This is a genomic window from Polaromonas sp. P2_G11, assembly GCF_056403595.1.
Genome location: NZ_JBFUFE010000001.1, coordinates 425,610 through 444,641 on the forward strand (window position 1 = coordinate 425,610; position 19,032 = coordinate 444,641).

Here is a 19,032-nt window from a genome sequence, read left to right on the forward strand (position 1 = left end):
GCTTATCGGTTGCCAGTGTGCTGCGCGGTGTGGGCCAGCTGCGAAGTGGCCACTGCGATAAGGCTTTGCGCTGCTTCCTCGCCGCCCTCTTCGCTGTCGACCTGCCGCGCCTGGGCTTCGTACAGCCGCCAGTAGGCGCCTTGCTGCGCCATCAGTTCGTCGTGCGGGCCCACTTCCACCACCTGGCCGCGGTCCATCACCACCAGGCGGTCGGCCTTGCGCAGCGTTGAAAGGCGGTGGGCAATGGCAATCGTGGTGCGGCCCTGCACCAGGTTGTCGAGCGCACGCTGGATTTCTTTTTCCGTTTCGGTGTCCACCGACGAGGTCGCTTCGTCGAGGATCAGGATGCGCGGGTTGATCAGCAAGGCCCGCGCAATCGAGATGCGCTGGCGCTCACCACCCGACAGCCCCTGTCCGCGCTCACCCACCAGCGAGTCATAGCCCTGCGCCAGCCGCAAAATGAATTCATGCGCATGGGCGGCACGCGCGGCCGCGACGATTTCAGCGCGCGTGGCGCCCGGCTTGCCGTAGGCGATGTTTTCGGCAATCGTGCCGAAGAAAAGAAACGGTTCCTGCAGCACCAGGCCGATGTTGCGGCGGTAGTCAGCCACACCGAAGCGGCGGATGTCGGTGCCGTCCACGCTGATGGAGCCGTCGCTCACGTCGTAAAACCGGCAGATCAGGTTGACCAGCGTGCTTTTGCCTGAACCGCTGTGGCCCACCAGTCCGATCATTTCGCCGGGGCGGATCTGCAGATCGAGCCCGCGAATGACCGAGCGGTTGCCGTAACGGAACCCGAGGTTCTTCATGTCGATGCGGCCTTCGAGCGCACCAATCTTCACCGGGTTGGCCGTTTCGGGCACGTTGGAGACGTGATCGAGGATGTCGAAGATGCGCTTGGCGCCGGCGGCGGCCTTTTGCGTGACGGAAACGATGCGGCTCATCGAATCAAGCCGGCCGTAAAAGCGGCCGATGTAGGCAATGAAGGCCGTCAGTACGCCGACGGTGATCTGCTGGCGCGACACCAGCCAGATGCCGAAAGCCCAGACCACCAGCAGGCCGACTTCTGTGAGCAATGAGACGGTGGGCGTGAACAGCGACCAGGTCTTGTTGAGCTTGTCATTGACTGCCAGGTTGTGCTGGTTGACCTCACGAAAACGCTGGGCTTCGCGCTTTTCCTGGGCAAAGGCCTTGACCACGCGAATGCCAGGAATCGTATCGGCCAGCACATTGGTCACGTCCGACCAGACGCGGTCGATTTTTTCAAATCCGGTGCGCAGCTTGTCGCGCACCACATGGATCATCCAGCCGATAAACGGCAGCGGCAGCAACGTCACCACGGCCAGCCAGGGGTTGATGGAAATCAGGATCACCGCGGTCATCACGATCATCAGCACATCGGTTGCGAAATCCAGCGCATGCAGCGACAAAAACACGCAGATGCGGTCAGTTTCCGAGCCGATGCGGGACATCAGGTCACCGGTGCGCTTGCCGCCAAAGTAGTCCAGCGAGAGCTCCAGCAGGTGGTCGAAGGTGGCTGTGCGCAGGTCGGCGCCGATGCGCTCGGACACCAGTGCCAGCAAATAGGTGCGCGCCCAGTTCAGCGCCCAGCCCAGCACGGCCGCGCCCAGCAGGCCACCCAGCAGCAACCCTACCTTCCAGGGCTCGATCCGCTGGCCGTTCTGGAACGGGATCAGGATGTCGTCCATCAACGGAATCGTGAGGTAGGGCGGCACCAGTGTGGCGGCGGTGGAAGCCAAAGTCAGCAAAAATCCGGCCAGCAGCTGGTAGCGGTACGGATCGGCAAACCGCCACAGGCGCAGCAGCACCCAGGTGGAAGGCGGCGTGTGCAGCTCGCGCGCGCAGGCCGGGCATTCCTCGCTGTCGGGCGGCAGCGGCAGGTCGCACTCGGGGCACAGGGCCGTGTCCTCAGCCAGCGCCGCGGCATCGCCTGCCGCCGGGGCCTGCTGCTGGGCAAACAGGCGCACCAGGCGCAGGGCCTGCACATTGGCACCCAGGGTAAACCGCCAGCTGGCCAGCCGCCGGCCCGCTTCATGCAGCTCCAGCGTGCCCACGCCGGCATGGTCGAAATGGCGCAGTGAAAGCCCGTGCAATACGGTGCCGTCGGCGTCCGCCGTGGGCCAGCTGGCCCATACGCCTTCAGGGCTGCAGGCCAGCAGCCGGCGGTCCGTCAGGGCCAGCAGGCCCCGGGCGAAATGAAGTTGGTTATCCAGGTCAACCACCAGCGTGCACAAAACGTTCTCTTGGGTTGCAAGTTGTGAGCGAAGCCCTGCCAGAACAGGGTCGGTAGGGCTGGAGTCGTCTGCCGGGTGGTTGTGTTGCATTGTGTTGTGGAAAATCTTGGCGTCCCGCATCTGGCGCGGCAGGGTATTCGCAGGTTCTTCGTAGTTGCGCGAATAGGCCCGAAACAGGGATTTTCGCCGAATGCGGCCTGAAGCGACCGGTTTGACCATATCAACCCCCTGAAAATGACGGAACCATCAAAATCGACCCCTGGCGGCCATCGCCGCGACAAAAACAACAACATAACGAGACACAGGGACCCACCGAGACCTTGACCGGCCTCACACTGAAATCCATCGGCCAGGGCCGAGCCTTGCTCCCCGGGGTGGCAAGGCCCAACCCTGCCGACAATTTTGCGAAAAATGAGCCCACAGGACGACATCAAGCTGCTGCGCATCAACTACCTGCGCGGTCCCAACATCTGGACCTATCGGCCCGTGCTGGAAGTCTGGCTGGACCTCGGCAGCCTCGAAGACTTCCCCTCCAACCTGTTGCCGGGCTTCAATGACCGCCTGGTCGCCCTGTTGCCGGCCCTCGTCGAACACCACTGCGGCGTGGGCGAGCGCGGCGGCTTCATCCAGCGCCTGCTGGAAGGCACCTGGTCCGGCCATGTGCTGGAGCATGTGGTCATCGAGCTGCTGAACCTTTCCGACATGCCGACCGGCTTCGGCCAGACGCGCAGCACCTCCCAGCGCGGCGTTTACCGCATGGTGTTCCGTGCCCGCGACGAGCAGGTGGCCCGCACCGCGCTGGCCGAAGGCCACCGCCTGTTGATGGCCGCCATCAACGGCACAGACTACGGCCAGGCCGGCGTGCAGTCTGCCGTCGAGAAAATCCGGACCAAGGTGGACGACTGCTATCTCGGCCCCAGCACGGCCTCCATCGTGGCCGCGGCCACCGACCGCCGCATTCCCCATATCCGGCTGAACGACGGCAACCTGGTGCAACTGGGTTACGGCGCCAGCCAGCGCCGCATCTGGACGGCCGAAACCGACCTCACCAGCGCCATCGCCGAAGGCATCGCCCACGACAAGGACCTCACCAAAAGCCTGCTGGCCACCTGCGGCGTGCCGGTACCTGAAGGCCAGATCGTCGCCACAGCCGAAGAAGCCTGGGAAGCGGCCGAAGACATCGGCCTGCCGGTCGTCGTCAAGCCGTCCGACGGCAACCATGGCCGTGGCGTGTCGCTGGACCTCAAAACACGGGCAGAAGTCGAAGGCGCGTTTGAAGTTGCGGCACGGCATGGCAGCGAAGTCATGGTCGAGCGTTTTGTGCGCGGCAACGAGCACCGCCTGCTGGTGGTCGGCGGCCGTGTGGTCGCCGCCGCGCGCGGCGAAGCCGCCTGGGTCACCGGCGACGGCACCTCCACCGTCTCACAGTTGGTAGACGCACAGCTCAACACCGACCCGCGCCGCGGCGTCGGTGAAGACTTCCCGCTGGGCCGCATCAACACCGCCAGCGACGGCGCCATCATTCTTGATCTGCAGCGCCAGGGCCTGAGCCCCGAAGCCATACCGGCCGTTGGCCGCGAGGTGCTGATCCAGCGCAACGGCAATGTGGCCATCGACTGCACCGACCAGGTTCATCCTGACGTTGATCACATCGTGTCGCTGGCCGCGCGCGTGGTGGGCCTGGACATCGCCGGGGTCGATGTGGTGGCGCAAGACATCTCGCGCCCGTTGCACGAGCAAGGCGGCGCCATCGTTGAAGTGAACGCCGGCCCAGGCCTCCTCATGCACCTCAAACCGGCCGAAGGCGCGCCGCGCCCGGTGGGCCGTGCCATCTGCGACCACCTTTTCCCCGCCACCGACTCCGACAGCCCTGACGGCCGCATTCCCATCGTCGGCATTGCCGGCTCCAGCGACAACCAGCGCGTGGCGCGTCTGGTGGCCTGGCTGCTGCACCTGTCGGGCCGGCACACCGGCCTGGCCTGCCAGGGTGGGTTGTTCCTGGACCAGCGCTGTGTGGACGCATCCAACTGCGCCAACTGGGAAGCCGGCCAGCGCCTGCTGATCAACCGCGCCGTGCAGGCAGCGGTGTTTGAAAACGGCGCCGGCACCATCCTGCTCACCGGCCTGCCCTATGACAAATGCCAGGTGGGTGTCGTCACGGACCTGGGCGGCGCCGAAGGCCTGGCTGAATTCGACATCACCGAAGCCGACCAGATGTACAAGGTGATGCGCTCGCAGGTCGATGTGGTGCTGCCCGGCGGCGCCGCCGTGCTCAATGCCGCAGATCACCGCATCGCCGAAATGCAGGAGCTTTGCGACGGCGAAGTCATTTTCTACAGCACCGACCCCGAGACCCCGGCCATTGCGGCGCATTGCGCCAAAGGCGGCCGTGCGCTCTACCTGCGCCAGGACCAGGTCGTGCTGGCCACCGGCGCCAGCGAGGCTTTTTTGCCGGGCCTCGGCAAGCTTGCCGCCTGGCGCGAACGCCGTGGACTGTCCGAGGGTGGACTGCTGGCCGCCGTGGGCGCCGCCTGGGCGCTGGGCATCCCCCTCAATTTGATAGGCGCCGGCATGGAAGCCTTTGAAACCACCCCTAAAACCGCCGGGAGTGCCGAGTAATGGAAGTGTCCCGTATCCGGGCCCTGCGCGGGCCCAACCTCTGGAGCCGCCACACAGCGCTCGAAGCCATCGTTGCCTGCACTGCGGTGGAGTGCAATATCACGGGTCTGCCAGGCTTTGAGCCGCGCGTGCGCTCGCTGTTCCCCGAGATGGGCGCCTTCCGGCAGACCGGCCACGCAGGCCCCGTCTCACTGGCCCATGTGCTTGAAGCCGCCGCGCTGGCGCTGCAGACGGCTGCCGGTTGCCCCCTCACCTTCAGCCATACCGCCTCTACTGTTGAAGCCGGCACCTACCAGGTCGTGGTCGAGTACAGCGAAGAAACCGTCGGCCGGCTGGCGTTTGAGCTGGCGCAAGCATTGATCCACGCCGCCCTGCGCGACACCGCGTTTGACCTGGACGCCGCGATTGCCCAACTGCGCGCGCTCGACGAAGACGAACGCCTCGGTCCCAGCACCGGCGCGATTGTCGACGCCGCCGTGGCACGCGGCATTCCCTACCGGCGCCTCACCAAAGGCAGCATGGTGCAATTCGGCTGGGGCTCCAAACAGCGGCGCATCCAGGCCGCGGAAATCGACGCCACCAGCGCCGTGGCCGAATCCATCGCGCAAGACAAGGACCTCACCAAAAAACTGCTGCGCGCGGCCGGCGTGCCCGTGCCGCTGGGCCGCCCGGTCACCGATACGGACGATGCCTGGGCCGCGGCCCTGGAAGTGGGTTTGCCGGTAGTCGTGAAACCGCTGGACGGCAACCAGGGCAAGGGCGTCACCGTCAACATCACCACGCGTGAACACCTCGACACCGCCTGGAAGGCAGCCGCCGAATACGGCGAAGTCATGGTCGAAAAATTCCTTCCCGGCAGCGACTTCCGCCTGCTGGTGGTGGGCAACAAGCTGGTGGCTGCCTCGCGGCGCGAGCCGCCGCAGGTCGTGGGCGACGGCCTGCACACCGTGCGTGAGCTGGTCGACATCGTCAACCAGGACCCCAAACGCGGCGAAGGCCATTCCACCTCGCTCACCAAAATCCGTTTTGACGACATCGCGGTGGCCCGCCTGGAAGCCCAGGAGCTCACGCCCGAATCCATTCCCGCCAAGGGCCGGCGCGTCATCCTGCGCAACAACGCCAACCTGAGCACCGGCGGCACGGCGACCGACGTGACCGATGACGTACACCCGGCTGTGGCCGCGCGCGCCGTGGCGGCCGCGCAAATGGTCGGCCTGCACATCTGCGGCGTCGACGTGGTGTGCGAAAGCATGCTGCGCCCGCTCGAATCGCAAAACGGCGGCGTCGTGGAAGTCAATGCCGCGCCGGGCCTGCGCATGCACCTGTCGCCCTCCTACGGCAAGGGCCGCGCCGTGGGCGTCGCCATGATCGACGAACTTTTTTCCCCCGGTGACAACGGCCGCGTGCCGGTGATTGCCGTCACCGGCACCAACGGCAAGACCACCACCACACGCCTGATTGCCCACCTGCTGGCCGCCGACGGTCTGCGCACCGGCATGACGAATACCGACGGCGTCTACATCAACGGGCGGCAAACCGACAGCGGCGACTGCAGCGGCCCCAAGAGCGCGCGCAATGTGCTCATGCACCCTGACGTCGACGCGGCCGTGTTCGAAATCGCCCGTGGCGGCGTGCTGCGCGAAGGCCTGGGTTTTGACCGCTGCGAAGTCGCCGTTGTCACCAACATCGGCAGCGGCGACCACCTGGGCCTGAACTACATCACCACGGTGGAAGACCTGGCCGTGCTCAAGCGCGTGATCGTGCAGAACGTCTCGACCACCGGCTACGCGGTGCTCAATGCCGCCGACCCCATCGTCGCCGACATGGCGGCCACCTGCCCCGGCAAGGTGATCTTTTTCGCCGCCGACCGGCACCACCCGCTCATGGCCACGCACCGCGCACAAGGCAAGCGCACCGTGTATGTCGACGGCCCCATGCTGGTAGCCGCCGAAGGCGCCTGGGTCGAGCGCATCGCGCTGCAGGGCGTTCCCGTCACACGCGGCGGCACCATCAGTTTCCAGGTCGAGAACGTCATGGCCGCCGTCGCGGCCGCCTGGGGCGCCGGCATCAACTGGGACACCATCAAGCGCGGCCTCTCCAGCTTTGTGACCGATGCGCACAACGCGCCCGGCCGTTTCAACGTGATGGACTACAAGGGCGCCACCGTGATCGCCGACTACGGCCACAACCCCGACGCCATGCGCGCCCTGGTGGCCGCGGTCGACGCCATGCCGGCCACGCCAAGGCAGCGTCGCAGTGTCGTGATCAGCGGCGCAGGCGATCGCCGCGACAGCGACATCCGCGACCAGACCATCATCCTGGGCGGCGCGTTTGACGACGTCATCCTCTACCAGGACGCCGCCCAGCGCGGCCGCGCTGACGGTGAAGTCATGGGCCTGCTGCGCCAGGGCCTGGAAGGCGCCCACAAGGCGCAACGTACCAAGAAAATCGACGAGATCCGTGGTGAGTTCCTGGCCATCGACACCGCGCTCGCGCGCCTGTCACCTGGTGACCTCTGCCTGATCCTGGTCGACCAGGTGCAGGAGGCGCTGGACCACCTGGCCGCGCGCGTGAAAGAAGCCAAAGAGACAGTTGCGCACTAGCGTGTCAGGGTTGCCGGGCAAAACGGAGAGCGGCGCGGATGAGCTGCACCGCTTTTCGCAGCCCGGCAAGCCAGCAGTGAATACGCAGGACCCTGAATTTCAATCAAAAAGAGGCTACAACCCAATCAGGACGAGCGCAAGCAGCTCCTGAATTAATAGCAAAGCCAGGCACCCTGCCCGCGTTAAACTTGCCCCATGACCTGGAACGCGACCCTCGCTCTCGACTACACCCACCAGGCCGGCAAGACCCTTGCCCACTTTCGCCATAGCGGACCCCTGCGCATCCTGCAAAGTCTTTACCCCGAAGGCGACGCGATTTGCCATAACGTCATCGTGCACCCACCCGGCGGCCTGGTCGGCGGCGACACGCTGGACCTGGCCTTCAGCGCAGCACCCGGCACACACGGCCTCATCACCACGCCCGGTGCCACCCGCTTTTACCGATCCGCCGGCGAGCCCGCCCTGCAGCGCACCCGCCTCGACCTGCAGGCCGGCGCCCGCATGGAATGGCTGCCGCTAGAAGCCATTTGCTACAACGGCTGCCTTGCCGAAAACCGCCTGACCATGACATTGGCGCCCGGCGCCGAACTGATCGGCTGGGACGTCACCGCCCTGGGCCTGCCCGCCGCCAGCCTGCCGTTCGAGAGCGGCAGCTTTCGCCAGCACATCGAAGTGCCCGGTGTCTGGCTCGAGCGCGCACGCATGGATGCCGCAGACACCTTGCTGATGAACAGCCCGCTCGGCATGGCCGGCAACCGCTGCCTCGCGTCACTCTTTTTTGTGGCCGGCAGCAAGCTCGAGCGCCATCGCCGCCAGCTGGCGCTGGACTGCGCACGTGACGTGATGCAGGCCCACCCGCTTGCCGCGTACGCCGGCGCGACCAGCCCCGACGGGCAGGTCGTCGTCATCCGTGTGCTGTCACCGGTGGTTGAACCTGCCATGGCCTTGCTCAAGCAGGTCTGGCAAGCCTGGCGCACACAGCTCTGGCAGCTGGCGCCGTCCACCCCGCGCATCTGGTCAATGTAGTGCTGTAACTGCCCCTGCAGGCTGTACAAGAAACCATCTTCAGAAAATTCGTTACGCCTGCCCCTCAGCTCAACGGGTTTTGTAGTCTTTAGTTAGCCGTTACCCGCGCGAACCCCGGCCCATCAAAAGCCGCTGAAAGACCTGTCCTACAGGCGAATGGGCTTAGGGCACGGCTTACCCGGACCTTTTCCTTTCATGGCCGTTTCAGGTAGCGGCCCAGACTCCCTTTATCGATATCCATCGAGTTTCGAACAAGGAGTTTGACCATGACCTCATCCCTGAATTTCCGCCTTGCGCGCATTACCGCCTGTTTCGGCGCCGCCGCCCTGCTTTCCCTGGGCGCTGCTGCCCAGATTGCTTCCGGCACCACCGGGATCGACGCCACGGGTGACGCCAGGAGCGAAATGGCCGCGTGTAACAACGGCAAGACCCAACAAGACCGGGCAACCTGTATCACTGAAGTGAAGAACGCCAATGCCGCCAAACGTGCCGGCAAGGTCGACAACGCCAATGGACAGTTTGCCGCCAATGCATTGAAGCGCTGTGATGTCTTCAAGGGTGAAGACCAGGTCGCCTGCCAGGCCCGTATCGTGGGCTATGGCAAGGCCGAAGGCAGCGTCGCCGGCGGCGGTGTGGTTCGCGAAGTTGAAACCGTTGTGGTGCCCCCAGGCGCCACCAACGTGCGCGTGCAGCCGCAGACCTCGACAGACATTGTGGTGATCCCGGCGCCCGTCGCCTCACCGCCGCAATAACCAGTTGCCACTCGCTCCGCCGGGGTTTGATGAATTCACCGGATGGAGCAGAAGCAAAGGTGGGCCGCTTGCGGCCCACTTCTTTTTTGTGCGCGTTTTGTGGGCAGGTTTTCCATGTCACCGGTTTCTCCAGGCGACGAATCTTTCATGCGCCGCCAACGCAGGTAATCTCCCCGTAAAGTCCACCCCGGCAATGCATTTCGGGTGCATGATGGGGAGTACCGTCGCGCGTCCACTGCGGGACGCCAGCCCCTTGTCCCCCGGCCATCACCCGCCACGAAAGCATCCATGCAAAAACCCTCGAACACCTCGCCCGAGAAGCCACAACTGGCGCGCGCGCTCGAAAAAAACGATGCCGTGCAGGACACGGTGGAAAGATCGGCACAAGAGCTACTGCTGATCAACAAGGTCCTCGAAAAAGAAATTCCACCCGCGGTCAAAACGGGTGACGTTGCGATGGCGCTGGTAAAAACCGCGGAACTGGAAGACAAAATCCAGAGCTCCGCGGAAGAGCTGGCGCACGTCAACGACCTGCTGGAACGGGAGATTGCGGAGCGTGCCGAACTGGAGAAAAAACTGCTGGCAGCCACAACCGGTATCGCAGGAAAAGGCACACCCAACGCCACCGACAGTTGAAGAAAACAGCGCCGACACCTTTGGTGCCGGTATGGAGTCATGTCAAAGTGGGCCGCTTGCGGCCCACTTTTTTTATCCTTCCTGCTTATCGGTCTGTGCGGATTTCAGCACGCCATCCGCCTTGAACATGGCCTTGATGCCGCGCACCGCCTGGCGGATGCGGGCTTCGTTTTCGATCAAGGCAAAGCGCACATGGTCGTCACCGTGGTCACCAAAGCCGATTCCCGGTGACACGCACACCTTGGCTTTTTCCAGCAGCTGCTTGGCGAATTCCAGCGAGCCCAGCTTGCGGTAAGCCTCGGGAATGCGCGCCCAGATGTACATCGACGCCTTGGGGCAGTCAACCGGCCAGCCCGCTTCGGTCAGGCCCTTGTAGAGCACGTCGCGCCGCGCCTGGTATTGCGCGGTAATGTCCCTCACGCATTGCTGGTCGCCTTCCAGCGCGGCAATCGCGGCCACCTGCAGCGGGGTGAAGGTGCCGTAGTCGTGATAGCTCTTGATGCGCGCCAGCGCGGCCACCAGGTCGGGGTTGCCCACCATGAAGCCGACACGCCAGCCTGCCATGTTGTAGCTTTTGGAGAGCGTAAAAAATTCCACCGCGATGTCTTTGGCGCCCGGCACCTGCATGATGGAAGGCGCCTTCCAGCCGTCGAACACGATGTCAGCATAGGCCAGGTCGTGCACCACAAAAATGTCGTGCTTGCGCGCCAGTGCAATCACCTTCTCGAAAAACTCCAGCTCCACGCACTGCGCGGTGGGGTTGGACGGAAACCCCAGCACCATCATCTTGGGCTTGGGGTAGCTGCCGCGAATGGCTTTTTCCAGCTCGGCAAAAAAATCCGTGTCGGGTGTCAGCGGCACCGAGCGAATATCGGCCCCCGCGATCACCGCGCCGTAAATGTGAATGGGGTAACTTGGGTCCGGCACCAGCACGGTGTCGCCGCGGTCCAGCGTGGCCAGCATCAGGTGGGCCAACCCCTCTTTGGAGCCGATGGTGACGATGGCCTCGGTGTCGGGGTCAATCGCCACCTGGTAGCGGCTCTGGTACCAATGCGCAATGGCGCGCCGCAGCCGCGGTATGCCCTTGCTGGCCGAATAGCCGTGCGTGTCGGGCCGCTGCGCGACCTCGGTGAGCTTGGCCACGATGTGCGCGGGCGTGGCCCCATCGGGGTTGCCCATGCTCATGTCGATGATGTCCTCGCCGCGCCGGCGCGCCGCGATTCTCAGCTCGGCCGTGATGTTGAAGACGTAGGGGGGAAGCCGGTCAATGCGCGCAAAGCGGCGCTTGCCTGAAGAAGAGGCGGACATAAGAAACTTTCACGTAAGCGCCCGGAACCGTCCGAGCGACGTGGCTGGCAATGGGGCCAGCCGACGCCATGGTAACCGACAGGCAGGCCGCTTACAACCGGCGCCACCGCCATGGTCTACCATGCGGGGCTTGGCCGCCGGCACGGAGCCGGAAGGCATAAAAACAAAGGGAACCATGGACTCCGCAATGACCACCACCGAAACCTACTTGATCGCCATGGCGCTCATCTTCGCGGTGCCCTACCTGATCTGGCGGGTTCTCGGAACCGACTACTACGCGCCGCTGGTGGTGGTGCAGATGATCGCCGGCATTTTGCTGGGCCCGGGCATCCTGGGCAAGGTCTACCCTGACTACTACGCCTTTGTCTTCAGCGCGCCGGTGGTGCAGTCGCTCAACGGCATTGCCTGGTGGGCCGTCATGGTGTTTGTCTGGATCGCCGGCATCGAGCTGGACCTCAAAAAGACCTGGGAACACCGGCGCGAAAGCGGCATCACCGCCGGCCTGGCGCTAAGCACACCGCTGGTGTTGGGTTGCGTCGTGGCCGCAGGCATGCTGATGTACCCGGGGTGGCTGGGCGCGCAAGGCATGCCCTGGCAGTTTGTGGTGGGCGTCGGCATGGCCTGCGCCGTCACGGCGCTGCCCGTGCTGATCCTGCTGATGGACAAGCTCGCCATCCTGCGTCAGCCCGTGGGCCAGCGCCTGATCCGTTACGCCAGCCTCGACGACATCGCGATCTGGGGCGTGCTGGCACTGATCCTGATGGACTGGAAACGGGTGGGCACCCAGGTCGGTTTTCTCGTGGCGTTCGGCGTTGTGAGCTATGCCTTTCGCAAGCTCATGGTGTGGCTGCCCGAGCGTGACCGCTGGTACGTCGGGTTGATCTGGTTGATCGTCTGCGCCTTCGGTGCGGAATGGGCCGGGCTGGACTACATGATCGGGGCTTTCCTGGCCGGCGCCGTCATCGACGGTGAGTGGTTCAACCAGGAACACATGGACCTGCTGCGCCATCACGTGCTGCTGGTGATGATGCCGGTGTTCTTCCTCAGTGCGGGGCTGCGCACCAATTGGTCCGTCGGCGGAGAGGCTGTTTTTATCGCCGCGGCGGTGCTGTTGGTGGCTTCAGTCGGCGGCAAGTTGATGGGCACTTACATCGCAGGCAAAGTGCTGAAATGGGCGCCCGGCGAAGGCTCCTTCATCGGCTGGCTGCTGCAGACCAAAGGGCTGATCATGATCATCTTTGTCAACATCCTGCTGAGCAAGAAAATCATCTCCAATGAGACCTTCACCGCCCTGCTGCTGATGGCCATTGCCAGCACCATGCTGACGGTGCCGATGACGGCACCCCGGCTTCAGCGCATGAAGGAGATCATCTTTCGCTCGAAGTAACCGGAGTAATCGGCCTCCTGGCGGCCTTCCAGCGGGCCAGCAGGAACTCCAGCGCCAAAATCAGCAGGAATCCGCAGGCATAGGCGAGCACGTCCATCCAGTCAGCCACCGAACCCAGCAGAATCTTCAGCACCCGGTTCTGCACGTGCCAGCCGTTGACGCTGGCCACATACTGGGCCAGCTCCACGAGGCAACCCACCGCAAACGCCACCAGCGCCAGGCCCTGGGTGTTGGCCTTGATCACGGTCTTGAGCAAAAGGTACACCCACACCACCGCCAGCACGTCGCCCACAAAACCCCGCAGCCAGCGGTGGTGCGACCACACGGTCGCGATCAGCACTTCAATGATGAAAATGAAGAGTGCCCATAGCGCCGCCTCGCGGTCAAAGCGCAGCTTCACGCGGGGAGTGCCCGTCTCAGTCGGGTACATGGATGCGCGCCTTCACATGCTTCAGGTTGGCCACGATGGTGAAGGTCATGACCACCAGCAGCGACCAGGAACTCCATTTGCCCACATGGACAAGGGACCAGGCGCCCAGCTGGTTGGGGTAATGCCACAGACTGAAGAACGTGCTGATGTTTTCAGCCACCCAGATAAAGAAGCCGATCAGCAGAAAAGCCAGCAACAGCGGCATGCTCCGGTCCCGGTCATAGGGCCGGAAGATCACTGTGGACCTGGCGTACAAGCCGGCCAGGCAGGCGGCGATGTACCAGCGGTAGTCGCCCCAATAGTGGTGCGTGAAAAAATTGCCGTAGATCAGCAATGCAATCACCACACCCATCCAGTAAGGCGGGTGATGCCGGATGCGCAGGTCAAACAGCCGCCACGCCTGGATGATGTAGCTGCCCACCGCCGCATACATGAAGCCGGAAAACAGCGGCACGCCAAACACTTTCGTATAGGCAAAGTCCGGGTAGCTCCATGACTGTATGGACCCGGAAGTCTTGAAGACCTCCAGCGCAAACCCCACCACGTGAAAGAGGCAGATGGCTTTCAGCTCATCCAGGGTTTCCAGCTTGGCCAGCACCATCCAGCCTTGAATCAGCAGCGCAATCAAAAGCAGCAGGTCGTAGCGCGGAACACCGGCCACACCGGCCCGCGGCACAAGGAACACCGCTGCAAAGAACAGCCCGGCAAAGAGGCACGCCCTGGCTTCCTTGAGGCCGAAACAGCCAAACTCCACCAGAAAGCGGCGAAAGCCCGACAGGCCCGCATGAGATTTCGCCTGGATCAGCCAGTTGTCCAACGCAAGCAACGCCATCGGCATCTACCTTTTTTTGATTGTTTTTAGCCGGTTTGTTTCGGCGACCGCTGCGATTCTACGTTCGCGGAACTGATACGAATATCGGCATGCCTGCAGGCACAAAAAAGCCCGGACAAACCGGGCTTTGAGGCAAAGCGACGACAGGCAGCCTGCTTAAATCGCCACCAGCTGCCGCACGCCGTTGGCTTCCATGTCCTTACCCTGGCCGCGCGCAATGAATTCGCCGCGTTCCATCACCAGGTAGTCGTCCGCCAGTTCCTGCGCGAAGTCGTAGTACTGCTCCACCAGCAAGATGGCCATGTCACCGCGGTCGGCCAGCATGCGGATCACGCGGCCGATGTCCTTGATGATGCTGGGCTGTATGCCTTCGGTGGGCTCGTCAAGAATCAACAGCTTGGGCTTGGCCGCCAGCGCGCGTGCAATGGCCAGCTGCTGCTGCTGCCCACCCGACAAGTCACCGCCGCGACGGTTCAGCATCTGCTTGAGCACCGGAAACAGCTCATACAGCTCGGCAGGAATCGGCGTGCTGGCGCTTTTGTAGGCCAGGCCCATGCGCAGGTTTTCTTCCACCGTCAGGCGCGCGAAGATCTCGCGGCCCTGCGGCACAAAGCCGATGCCTGCGCGGGCGCGCTCATACGGCGTGTTGCCCTGGATGGGTTTGCCGTCGAATTCAATCGTGCCGGTCTTGATGGGGATCAGGCCCATCAGTGATTTGAGCAGCGTGGTTTTTCCTACGCCGTTGCGACCCAGCAGAACTGTGACCTTGCCCAGGTGAGCGTCCAGGCTCACGTCCCGCAGGATGTGGGAGCCGCCGTAGTATTGGTTGATGTTTTTTACTTGGAGCATGAGGAGTCTCCGTAGGGAAGTGCATTTCGAGGGTTGGTTCTTGCTTCGGTCCCTGCGCTCATTGCTGTGAACTGCTGGCCGGGGGTTGCCCGGCATGCAAGTAACTTTCTTTTGCTTCGCCAAAAGAAAGTCACCAAAGAAAAGGCGACCCTGGTTCCTGCGTCCCTTCGCTTCGCTGCGGGCAACCTGCGGTGCTCGGTCCAGCCGGGGTCAAAAACAACTCGCCTTCGGCTCAAACAAGTTTTTGCCCTGATCCGTCTGGCCCTGCGCTCCTCGGCGCATCCACAAGGGCCAATCGGGAGCGGGGACTGAAGGCCGAAAACAAAAGACAAATACCAACAAGGACTCGCCACGGCGAGTCCTTGTTTCTTGCGGTCTTCGGGGTTCTGTCTTTGGCAGTTTGGGTATTCGGTTTTGGTATTCCTCTCCCCACCCCCTTCTGTATGCGCCGAGGAGCGCAGGTTCAGGCGGATCAGGGATCGCGATTGTCTGAGCGAAGCGAGTTCGAGCGAGACCCCGTCTGGTCCGAGCACCGCAGGTTGCCCGTAGCGAAGCGAAGGGACGCAGACAGCAGGGTCGCCTTTTCTTTTGCTTACTTTGCTTTTGGCGAAGCAAAAGAAAAGTGAGTTGCCGCCGGGCAACCCCCGGCCAACTACCCTCAGCAAAGAGCACGTAGCCGGAGCAAGAACCGGTGAAGAAAAAACCTCACCGGCCAAGATACACCTCAATAACCCGCTCATCCGCCTGAACCTGATCAAGCGTCCCCTGCGCCAACACAGACCCATCACACAGCACGGTCACGATCTCCGAAATCGTCTTGATAAAGCTCATGTCATGCTCCACCACCATCAGCGAATGCTTGCCCTTGAGTGTCAAGAACAGCTCTGCCGTGCGTGCCGTTTCTTCATCGGTCATGCCAGCCACCGGCTCGTCGAGCAGCAGCAGCTTCGGGTCCTGCATCAACAGCATGCCGATCTCCAGCCACTGCTTTTGCCCATGGCTCAGGTTGCCGGCCATACGGCCCACACTGTCTGCCAGGTGAATCGTCACCAGGATCTCGGCCAGCCTGTCGCTTTGTGTTGAATCGAGCTTGAAGAACATCGAATGCTTCACGCCCTTGTTGGTCTTGAGCGCGAGCTCCAGGTTTTCAAACACGGTGAGCTGCTCAAACACCGTGGGCTTCTGGAACTTGCGGCCTATCCCCAGCTGGGCGATTTCGGCTTCCTTGTGGCGCAGCAGGTCAATCGTGCTGCCGAAAAACACCGTGCCTTCATCGGGCCGGGTCTTGCCGGTGATGATATCCATCATGGTTGTCTTGCCGGCGCCATTGGGGCCGATGATGCAGCGCAGCTCGCCGGGCGCAATGTCCAGGCTCAGCTTGTTGATGGCCTTGAAGCCGTCGAAGCTGACGCTCACATCTTCCAGGTACAGGATACGACCGTGGGTAACGTCTACCTCGCCGGTGGCATGAGCAATACGGCGGCCGCTGGCACTGCGACCACCGGATTCGGTATTGGCTTTGCCGGCATCCAGTGCGGCCAGGCGTTCTTCAATGCGGCGTGCGCCTTGTTCGAGCAGATCGGGAGTCATTTGCCACCCCCTTTACGAAGCTTCTTGACCAGGCCCACCACGCCGTCAGGCAGGAACAGCGTGACGCTGATGAAAAGTGCCCCCAGAAAGTACAGCCAGAATTCGGGATACGCCACCGTGAGCCAGCTCTTGGCGCCGTTGACGATAAAGGCACCCACAATCGGCCCGATCAAACTGGCGCGCCCGCCCACTGCGGCCCAGATGGCAATTTCAATCGAGTTGGCCGGGCTCATTTCGCTCGGGTTGATGATGCCGACCTGCGGCACATACAAGGCACCGGCCACACCGCACATGATGGCCGAAATCACCCAGATCGTGAGCTTGTAGCCCAGCGGGCTGTAGCCGGAGAACATCACACGCGTTTCGGCGTCACGAATGGCCTGCAGCACACGGCCAAATTTGCTGCCCACCAGCCATTTGGCAAACAAAAAGAAGCCGAGCAGCGTAAGGCCCGTCATGATGAACAGCGTCATGCGCATCGACGGCGTGGCGATCGGGATGTTGAGAATGCGTTTGAAGTCGGTAAAGCCGTTGTTGCCGCCAAAACCGGTTTCATTGCGAAAGAACAGCAGCATGGCCGCAAACGTCATGGCCTGGGTGATGATGGAAAAGTAAACGCCCTTGATGCGCGAGCGGAAGGCAAAGAAGCCAAACACAAAGGCAATGATGCCCGGCACCGCCACAATCAAAAACAGGGTGGCGGCAAAGCTGTCGCTGAAAGTCCAGTGCCAGGGCAAGGTCTTCCAGTCAAGGAACACCATGAAGTCGGGCAGGTCGCTTTTGTAATTGCCGTCGCGGCCAATCTGGCGCATGAGGTACATGCCCATGGCGTAGCCGCCCAGTGCAAAGAACACGCCATGCCCCAGCGAGAGGATGCCGGTGTAGCCCCAGATCAAGTCCATGGCCAACGCGCAGATGGCGTAGCACATGATCTTGCCGAGCAGCGCCACGGCGTAGGTGCTCATGTGGAACACGCTGCCCTCGGGCACCCACAGGTTGAGGATGGGCGCAATGGCGCAGACGGCGATCAGTGCCATCATGAAGGCGCTCCAGCCGCCGCGCGTAAGCAGTGGGCCCTTGGCCGGAAGGTGCACGATAGTTGGCATCGGGGTCATGGTGGCCGTCATCTCAGGCCTCCGCACTGCGGCCCTTCATCGCGAAGATGCCCTGCGGCCGCTTCTGGATGAAGATGATGATGAACACCAGCACGGCAATCTTGGCCAGCACGGCGCCCGTCCAGCCTTCGAGGAATTTGTTGAGAATGCCCAGGCCCATCGCGGCATACACCGTGCCCGCCAGCTGGCCCACGCCGCCCAGCACCACCACCATGAACGAATCCACGATGTAGCCCTGGCCCAGGTCCGGCCCCACGTTGCCCACCTGGCTCAGCGCGCAGCCCGCCAGGCCGGCAATGCCCGAGCCCAGCGCGAAGGCGTAAGTATCAACGCGGGCCGTGTTCACACCCATGCAAGAGGCAATCGGCCGGTTCTGCGTGACGCCGCGCACAAACAGGCCCAGCCGCGTGCGGCTGATCAGCCAGGCCACGCCCAGCAGCACCGCCACGGCAAACACAATGATGACCAGCCGGTTGTAAGGCAGCGAAAGATTGCCCAGCACCTGCACGCCGCCGCTCATCCACACCGGGTTTTCAACCCCGACGTTTTGCGCGCCAAAAATCGAGCGCACCAGTTGCTGCAGCATCAGGCTGATACCCCAGGTGGCCAGCAGTGTCTCCAGCGGGCGGCCATAGAGGAAGCGAATCACGCTGCGTTCCAGCGCCGCACCCATCAGCGCCGAGGCCATGAAAGCCACCGGCACCGCGGCCAGCAAATACCAGTCAAACGCGCCGGGAAAGTATTTCTGGAACACGCCCTGCACCACGTAGGTGGCATAGGCGCCAATCATCATCAGCTCGCCGTGCGCCATATTGATGACGCCCATCAACCCGTAAGTGATGGCCAACCCCAGCGCCACCAGCAGCAAGATGCTGCCCAGGCTGATGCCGCTGAAAATCGCGCCCAGCTTGTTGCCCCACTCCAGTGAGGCCTCAACCTTGGCCAGCGCGGCTTGAAGGGCCACCTTCACGTCGGCATCGGCCTCGGTGCCTAGGCGTTCTATCAGCACCGTTTTGGTATTGGGGTTCTTGCTGCCGGCCAGCTGCGCGGCGGCTTCCAGGCGCTTGGCCTTGTCGGTGCTGCCCAGCATGATGGCGGCGCGCATCAGCTCAAGCTGGTTCTTCAGCTCGGGCACGGTTTCAGCCGCGTAGGCTTTTTCAATCAACGGAAGCCGCGCTTCGTCGTTGTCACCGCCCAGCGTCTTGATCGCATCGCGCCGCTGCTTCTCGTCTTTGGAAAACAGCTTCAACGCGGCCAGCGCGTTGTCGATCTCGCTGCGCATCAGGTTGGGGTTGATCACGTCTTCAGCATCAGCCGGCAGCGGCACCTCGGCGCCGGTGATCGGGTCAAAGGCTTTGTCGTCTTTCACAACAAAAACCTTGTCGCCCTTGGTTTTCACCGCATCGTCAGACAGCGCCTGTATGAACGCGGCCGTCTTCTCGTCGGCCTTGGCAGCGGCCTTTCCCAAGGCCTCCACACGCGCCTCCGTTTCGCCAATTGACATGCCTTTTACCTCCTCAGGACTTAAGGCATAAGCGCGAGCAGCTATCAAAAGCGTAGCAAGAAAGAGTAGGCGGAGAAGTGGGTAACGGAGCATAGGGGAAAGAACCTGTAGGTTGGGCACAGCACG

14 protein-coding genes are annotated in these 19,032 nt (G+C 62.9%); 6 read left to right on the plus strand and 8 right to left on the minus strand.

Going from position 1 to position 19,032, the window contains the following annotated elements:
- Positions 1–2 precede the first annotated feature (2 nt).
- Positions 3–2,345 carry a cyanophycin metabolism-associated ABC transporter gene (locus tag AC1DWQ_RS02120; RefSeq protein ID WP_477668910.1) on the minus strand — a complete coding sequence of 781 codons (2,343 nt, stop codon included), beginning with the start codon at positions 2,343–2,345 and terminating at the stop codon, positions 3–5.
- Between the two features lie 321 nt (positions 2,346–2,666).
- Here AC1DWQ_RS02120 and AC1DWQ_RS02125 point away from each other — a divergent pair, with 321 nt between their 5' ends.
- From AC1DWQ_RS02125 to AC1DWQ_RS02145, 5 genes are all read left to right on the plus strand, one after another.
- Complete coding sequence (locus tag AC1DWQ_RS02125; protein ID WP_477668162.1) at positions 2,667–4,874, plus strand: cyanophycin synthetase; 2,208 nt, start codon at positions 2,667–2,669, stop codon at positions 4,872–4,874.
- Positions 4,874–7,477, plus strand: a complete 2,604-nt coding sequence (cphA, locus tag AC1DWQ_RS02130) for a cyanophycin synthetase (RefSeq protein ID WP_477668163.1) — start codon at positions 4,874–4,876, stop codon at positions 7,475–7,477. Before AC1DWQ_RS02125 ends, cphA begins: the two co-directional genes overlap by 1 nt.
- Before the next feature lie 195 nt (positions 7,478–7,672).
- Positions 7,673–8,503 carry an urease accessory protein UreD gene (locus tag AC1DWQ_RS02135; protein ID WP_477668164.1) on the plus strand — a complete coding sequence of 277 codons (831 nt, stop codon included), beginning with the start codon at positions 7,673–7,675 and terminating at the stop codon, positions 8,501–8,503.
- Between the two features lie 266 nt (positions 8,504–8,769).
- Positions 8,770–9,255 carry a hypothetical protein gene (locus AC1DWQ_RS02140; protein WP_477668165.1) on the plus strand — a complete coding sequence of 162 codons (486 nt, stop codon included), beginning with the start codon at positions 8,770–8,772 and terminating at the stop codon, positions 9,253–9,255.
- A gap of 288 nt (positions 9,256–9,543) precedes the next feature.
- Entirely contained in the window at positions 9,544–9,891 is a 348-nt protein-coding gene (locus tag AC1DWQ_RS02145) for a hypothetical protein (protein WP_477668166.1), read from the plus strand.
- A 72-nt stretch (positions 9,892–9,963) separates the two neighbouring features.
- Here AC1DWQ_RS02145 and alaC read toward each other — a convergent pair whose 3' ends face one another.
- Positions 9,964–11,199: an alanine transaminase gene (alaC, locus tag AC1DWQ_RS02150; protein ID WP_477668167.1), complete on the minus strand. Its 1,236-nt coding sequence runs from the start codon at positions 11,197–11,199 to the stop codon at positions 9,964–9,966.
- Positions 11,200–11,386: 187 nt separating this feature from the next.
- Here alaC and AC1DWQ_RS02155 point away from each other — a divergent pair, with 187 nt between their 5' ends.
- Complete coding sequence (locus tag AC1DWQ_RS02155; RefSeq protein ID WP_477668168.1) at positions 11,387–12,586, plus strand: cation:proton antiporter; 1,200 nt, start codon at positions 11,387–11,389, stop codon at positions 12,584–12,586.
- On the opposite strand, the gene AC1DWQ_RS02160 is transcribed toward AC1DWQ_RS02155, so the two are convergent.
- The 6 genes from AC1DWQ_RS02160 to urtB form a co-directional block, all read right to left on the minus strand.
- On the minus strand, positions 12,567–13,016 hold the full coding sequence (locus AC1DWQ_RS02160) for a ribosomal maturation YjgA family protein (RefSeq protein WP_477668169.1): 450 nt from the start codon (positions 13,014–13,016) through the stop codon (positions 12,567–12,569). The genes AC1DWQ_RS02155 and AC1DWQ_RS02160 overlap by 20 nt on opposite strands.
- Complete coding sequence (locus AC1DWQ_RS02165; protein WP_477668170.1) at positions 13,003–13,848, minus strand: DUF817 domain-containing protein; 846 nt, start codon at positions 13,846–13,848, stop codon at positions 13,003–13,005. The genes AC1DWQ_RS02160 and AC1DWQ_RS02165 overlap by 14 nt, the downstream gene beginning before the upstream one ends.
- 156 nt (positions 13,849–14,004) lie before the next feature.
- Complete coding sequence (urtE, locus tag AC1DWQ_RS02170; protein ID WP_477668171.1) at positions 14,005–14,697, minus strand: urea ABC transporter ATP-binding subunit UrtE; 693 nt, start codon at positions 14,695–14,697, stop codon at positions 14,005–14,007.
- Between the two features lie 705 nt (positions 14,698–15,402).
- Complete coding sequence (urtD, locus tag AC1DWQ_RS02175; protein WP_477668172.1) at positions 15,403–16,287, minus strand: urea ABC transporter ATP-binding protein UrtD; 885 nt, start codon at positions 16,285–16,287, stop codon at positions 15,403–15,405.
- The gene (gene urtC / locus AC1DWQ_RS02180) at positions 16,284–17,402 is read right to left on the minus strand and encodes an urea ABC transporter permease subunit UrtC (RefSeq protein ID WP_477668173.1); all 1,119 of its coding nucleotides are present in this window, start codon (positions 17,400–17,402) and stop codon (positions 16,284–16,286) included. Before urtC ends, urtD begins: the two co-directional genes overlap by 4 nt.
- A gap of 13 nt (positions 17,403–17,415) precedes the next feature.
- Positions 17,416–18,999, minus strand: coding sequence for an urea ABC transporter permease subunit UrtB (gene urtB / locus AC1DWQ_RS02185; protein WP_477668174.1), 1,584 nt, complete (start codon positions 18,997–18,999; stop codon positions 17,416–17,418).
- Positions 19,000–19,032 lie beyond the last annotated feature (33 nt).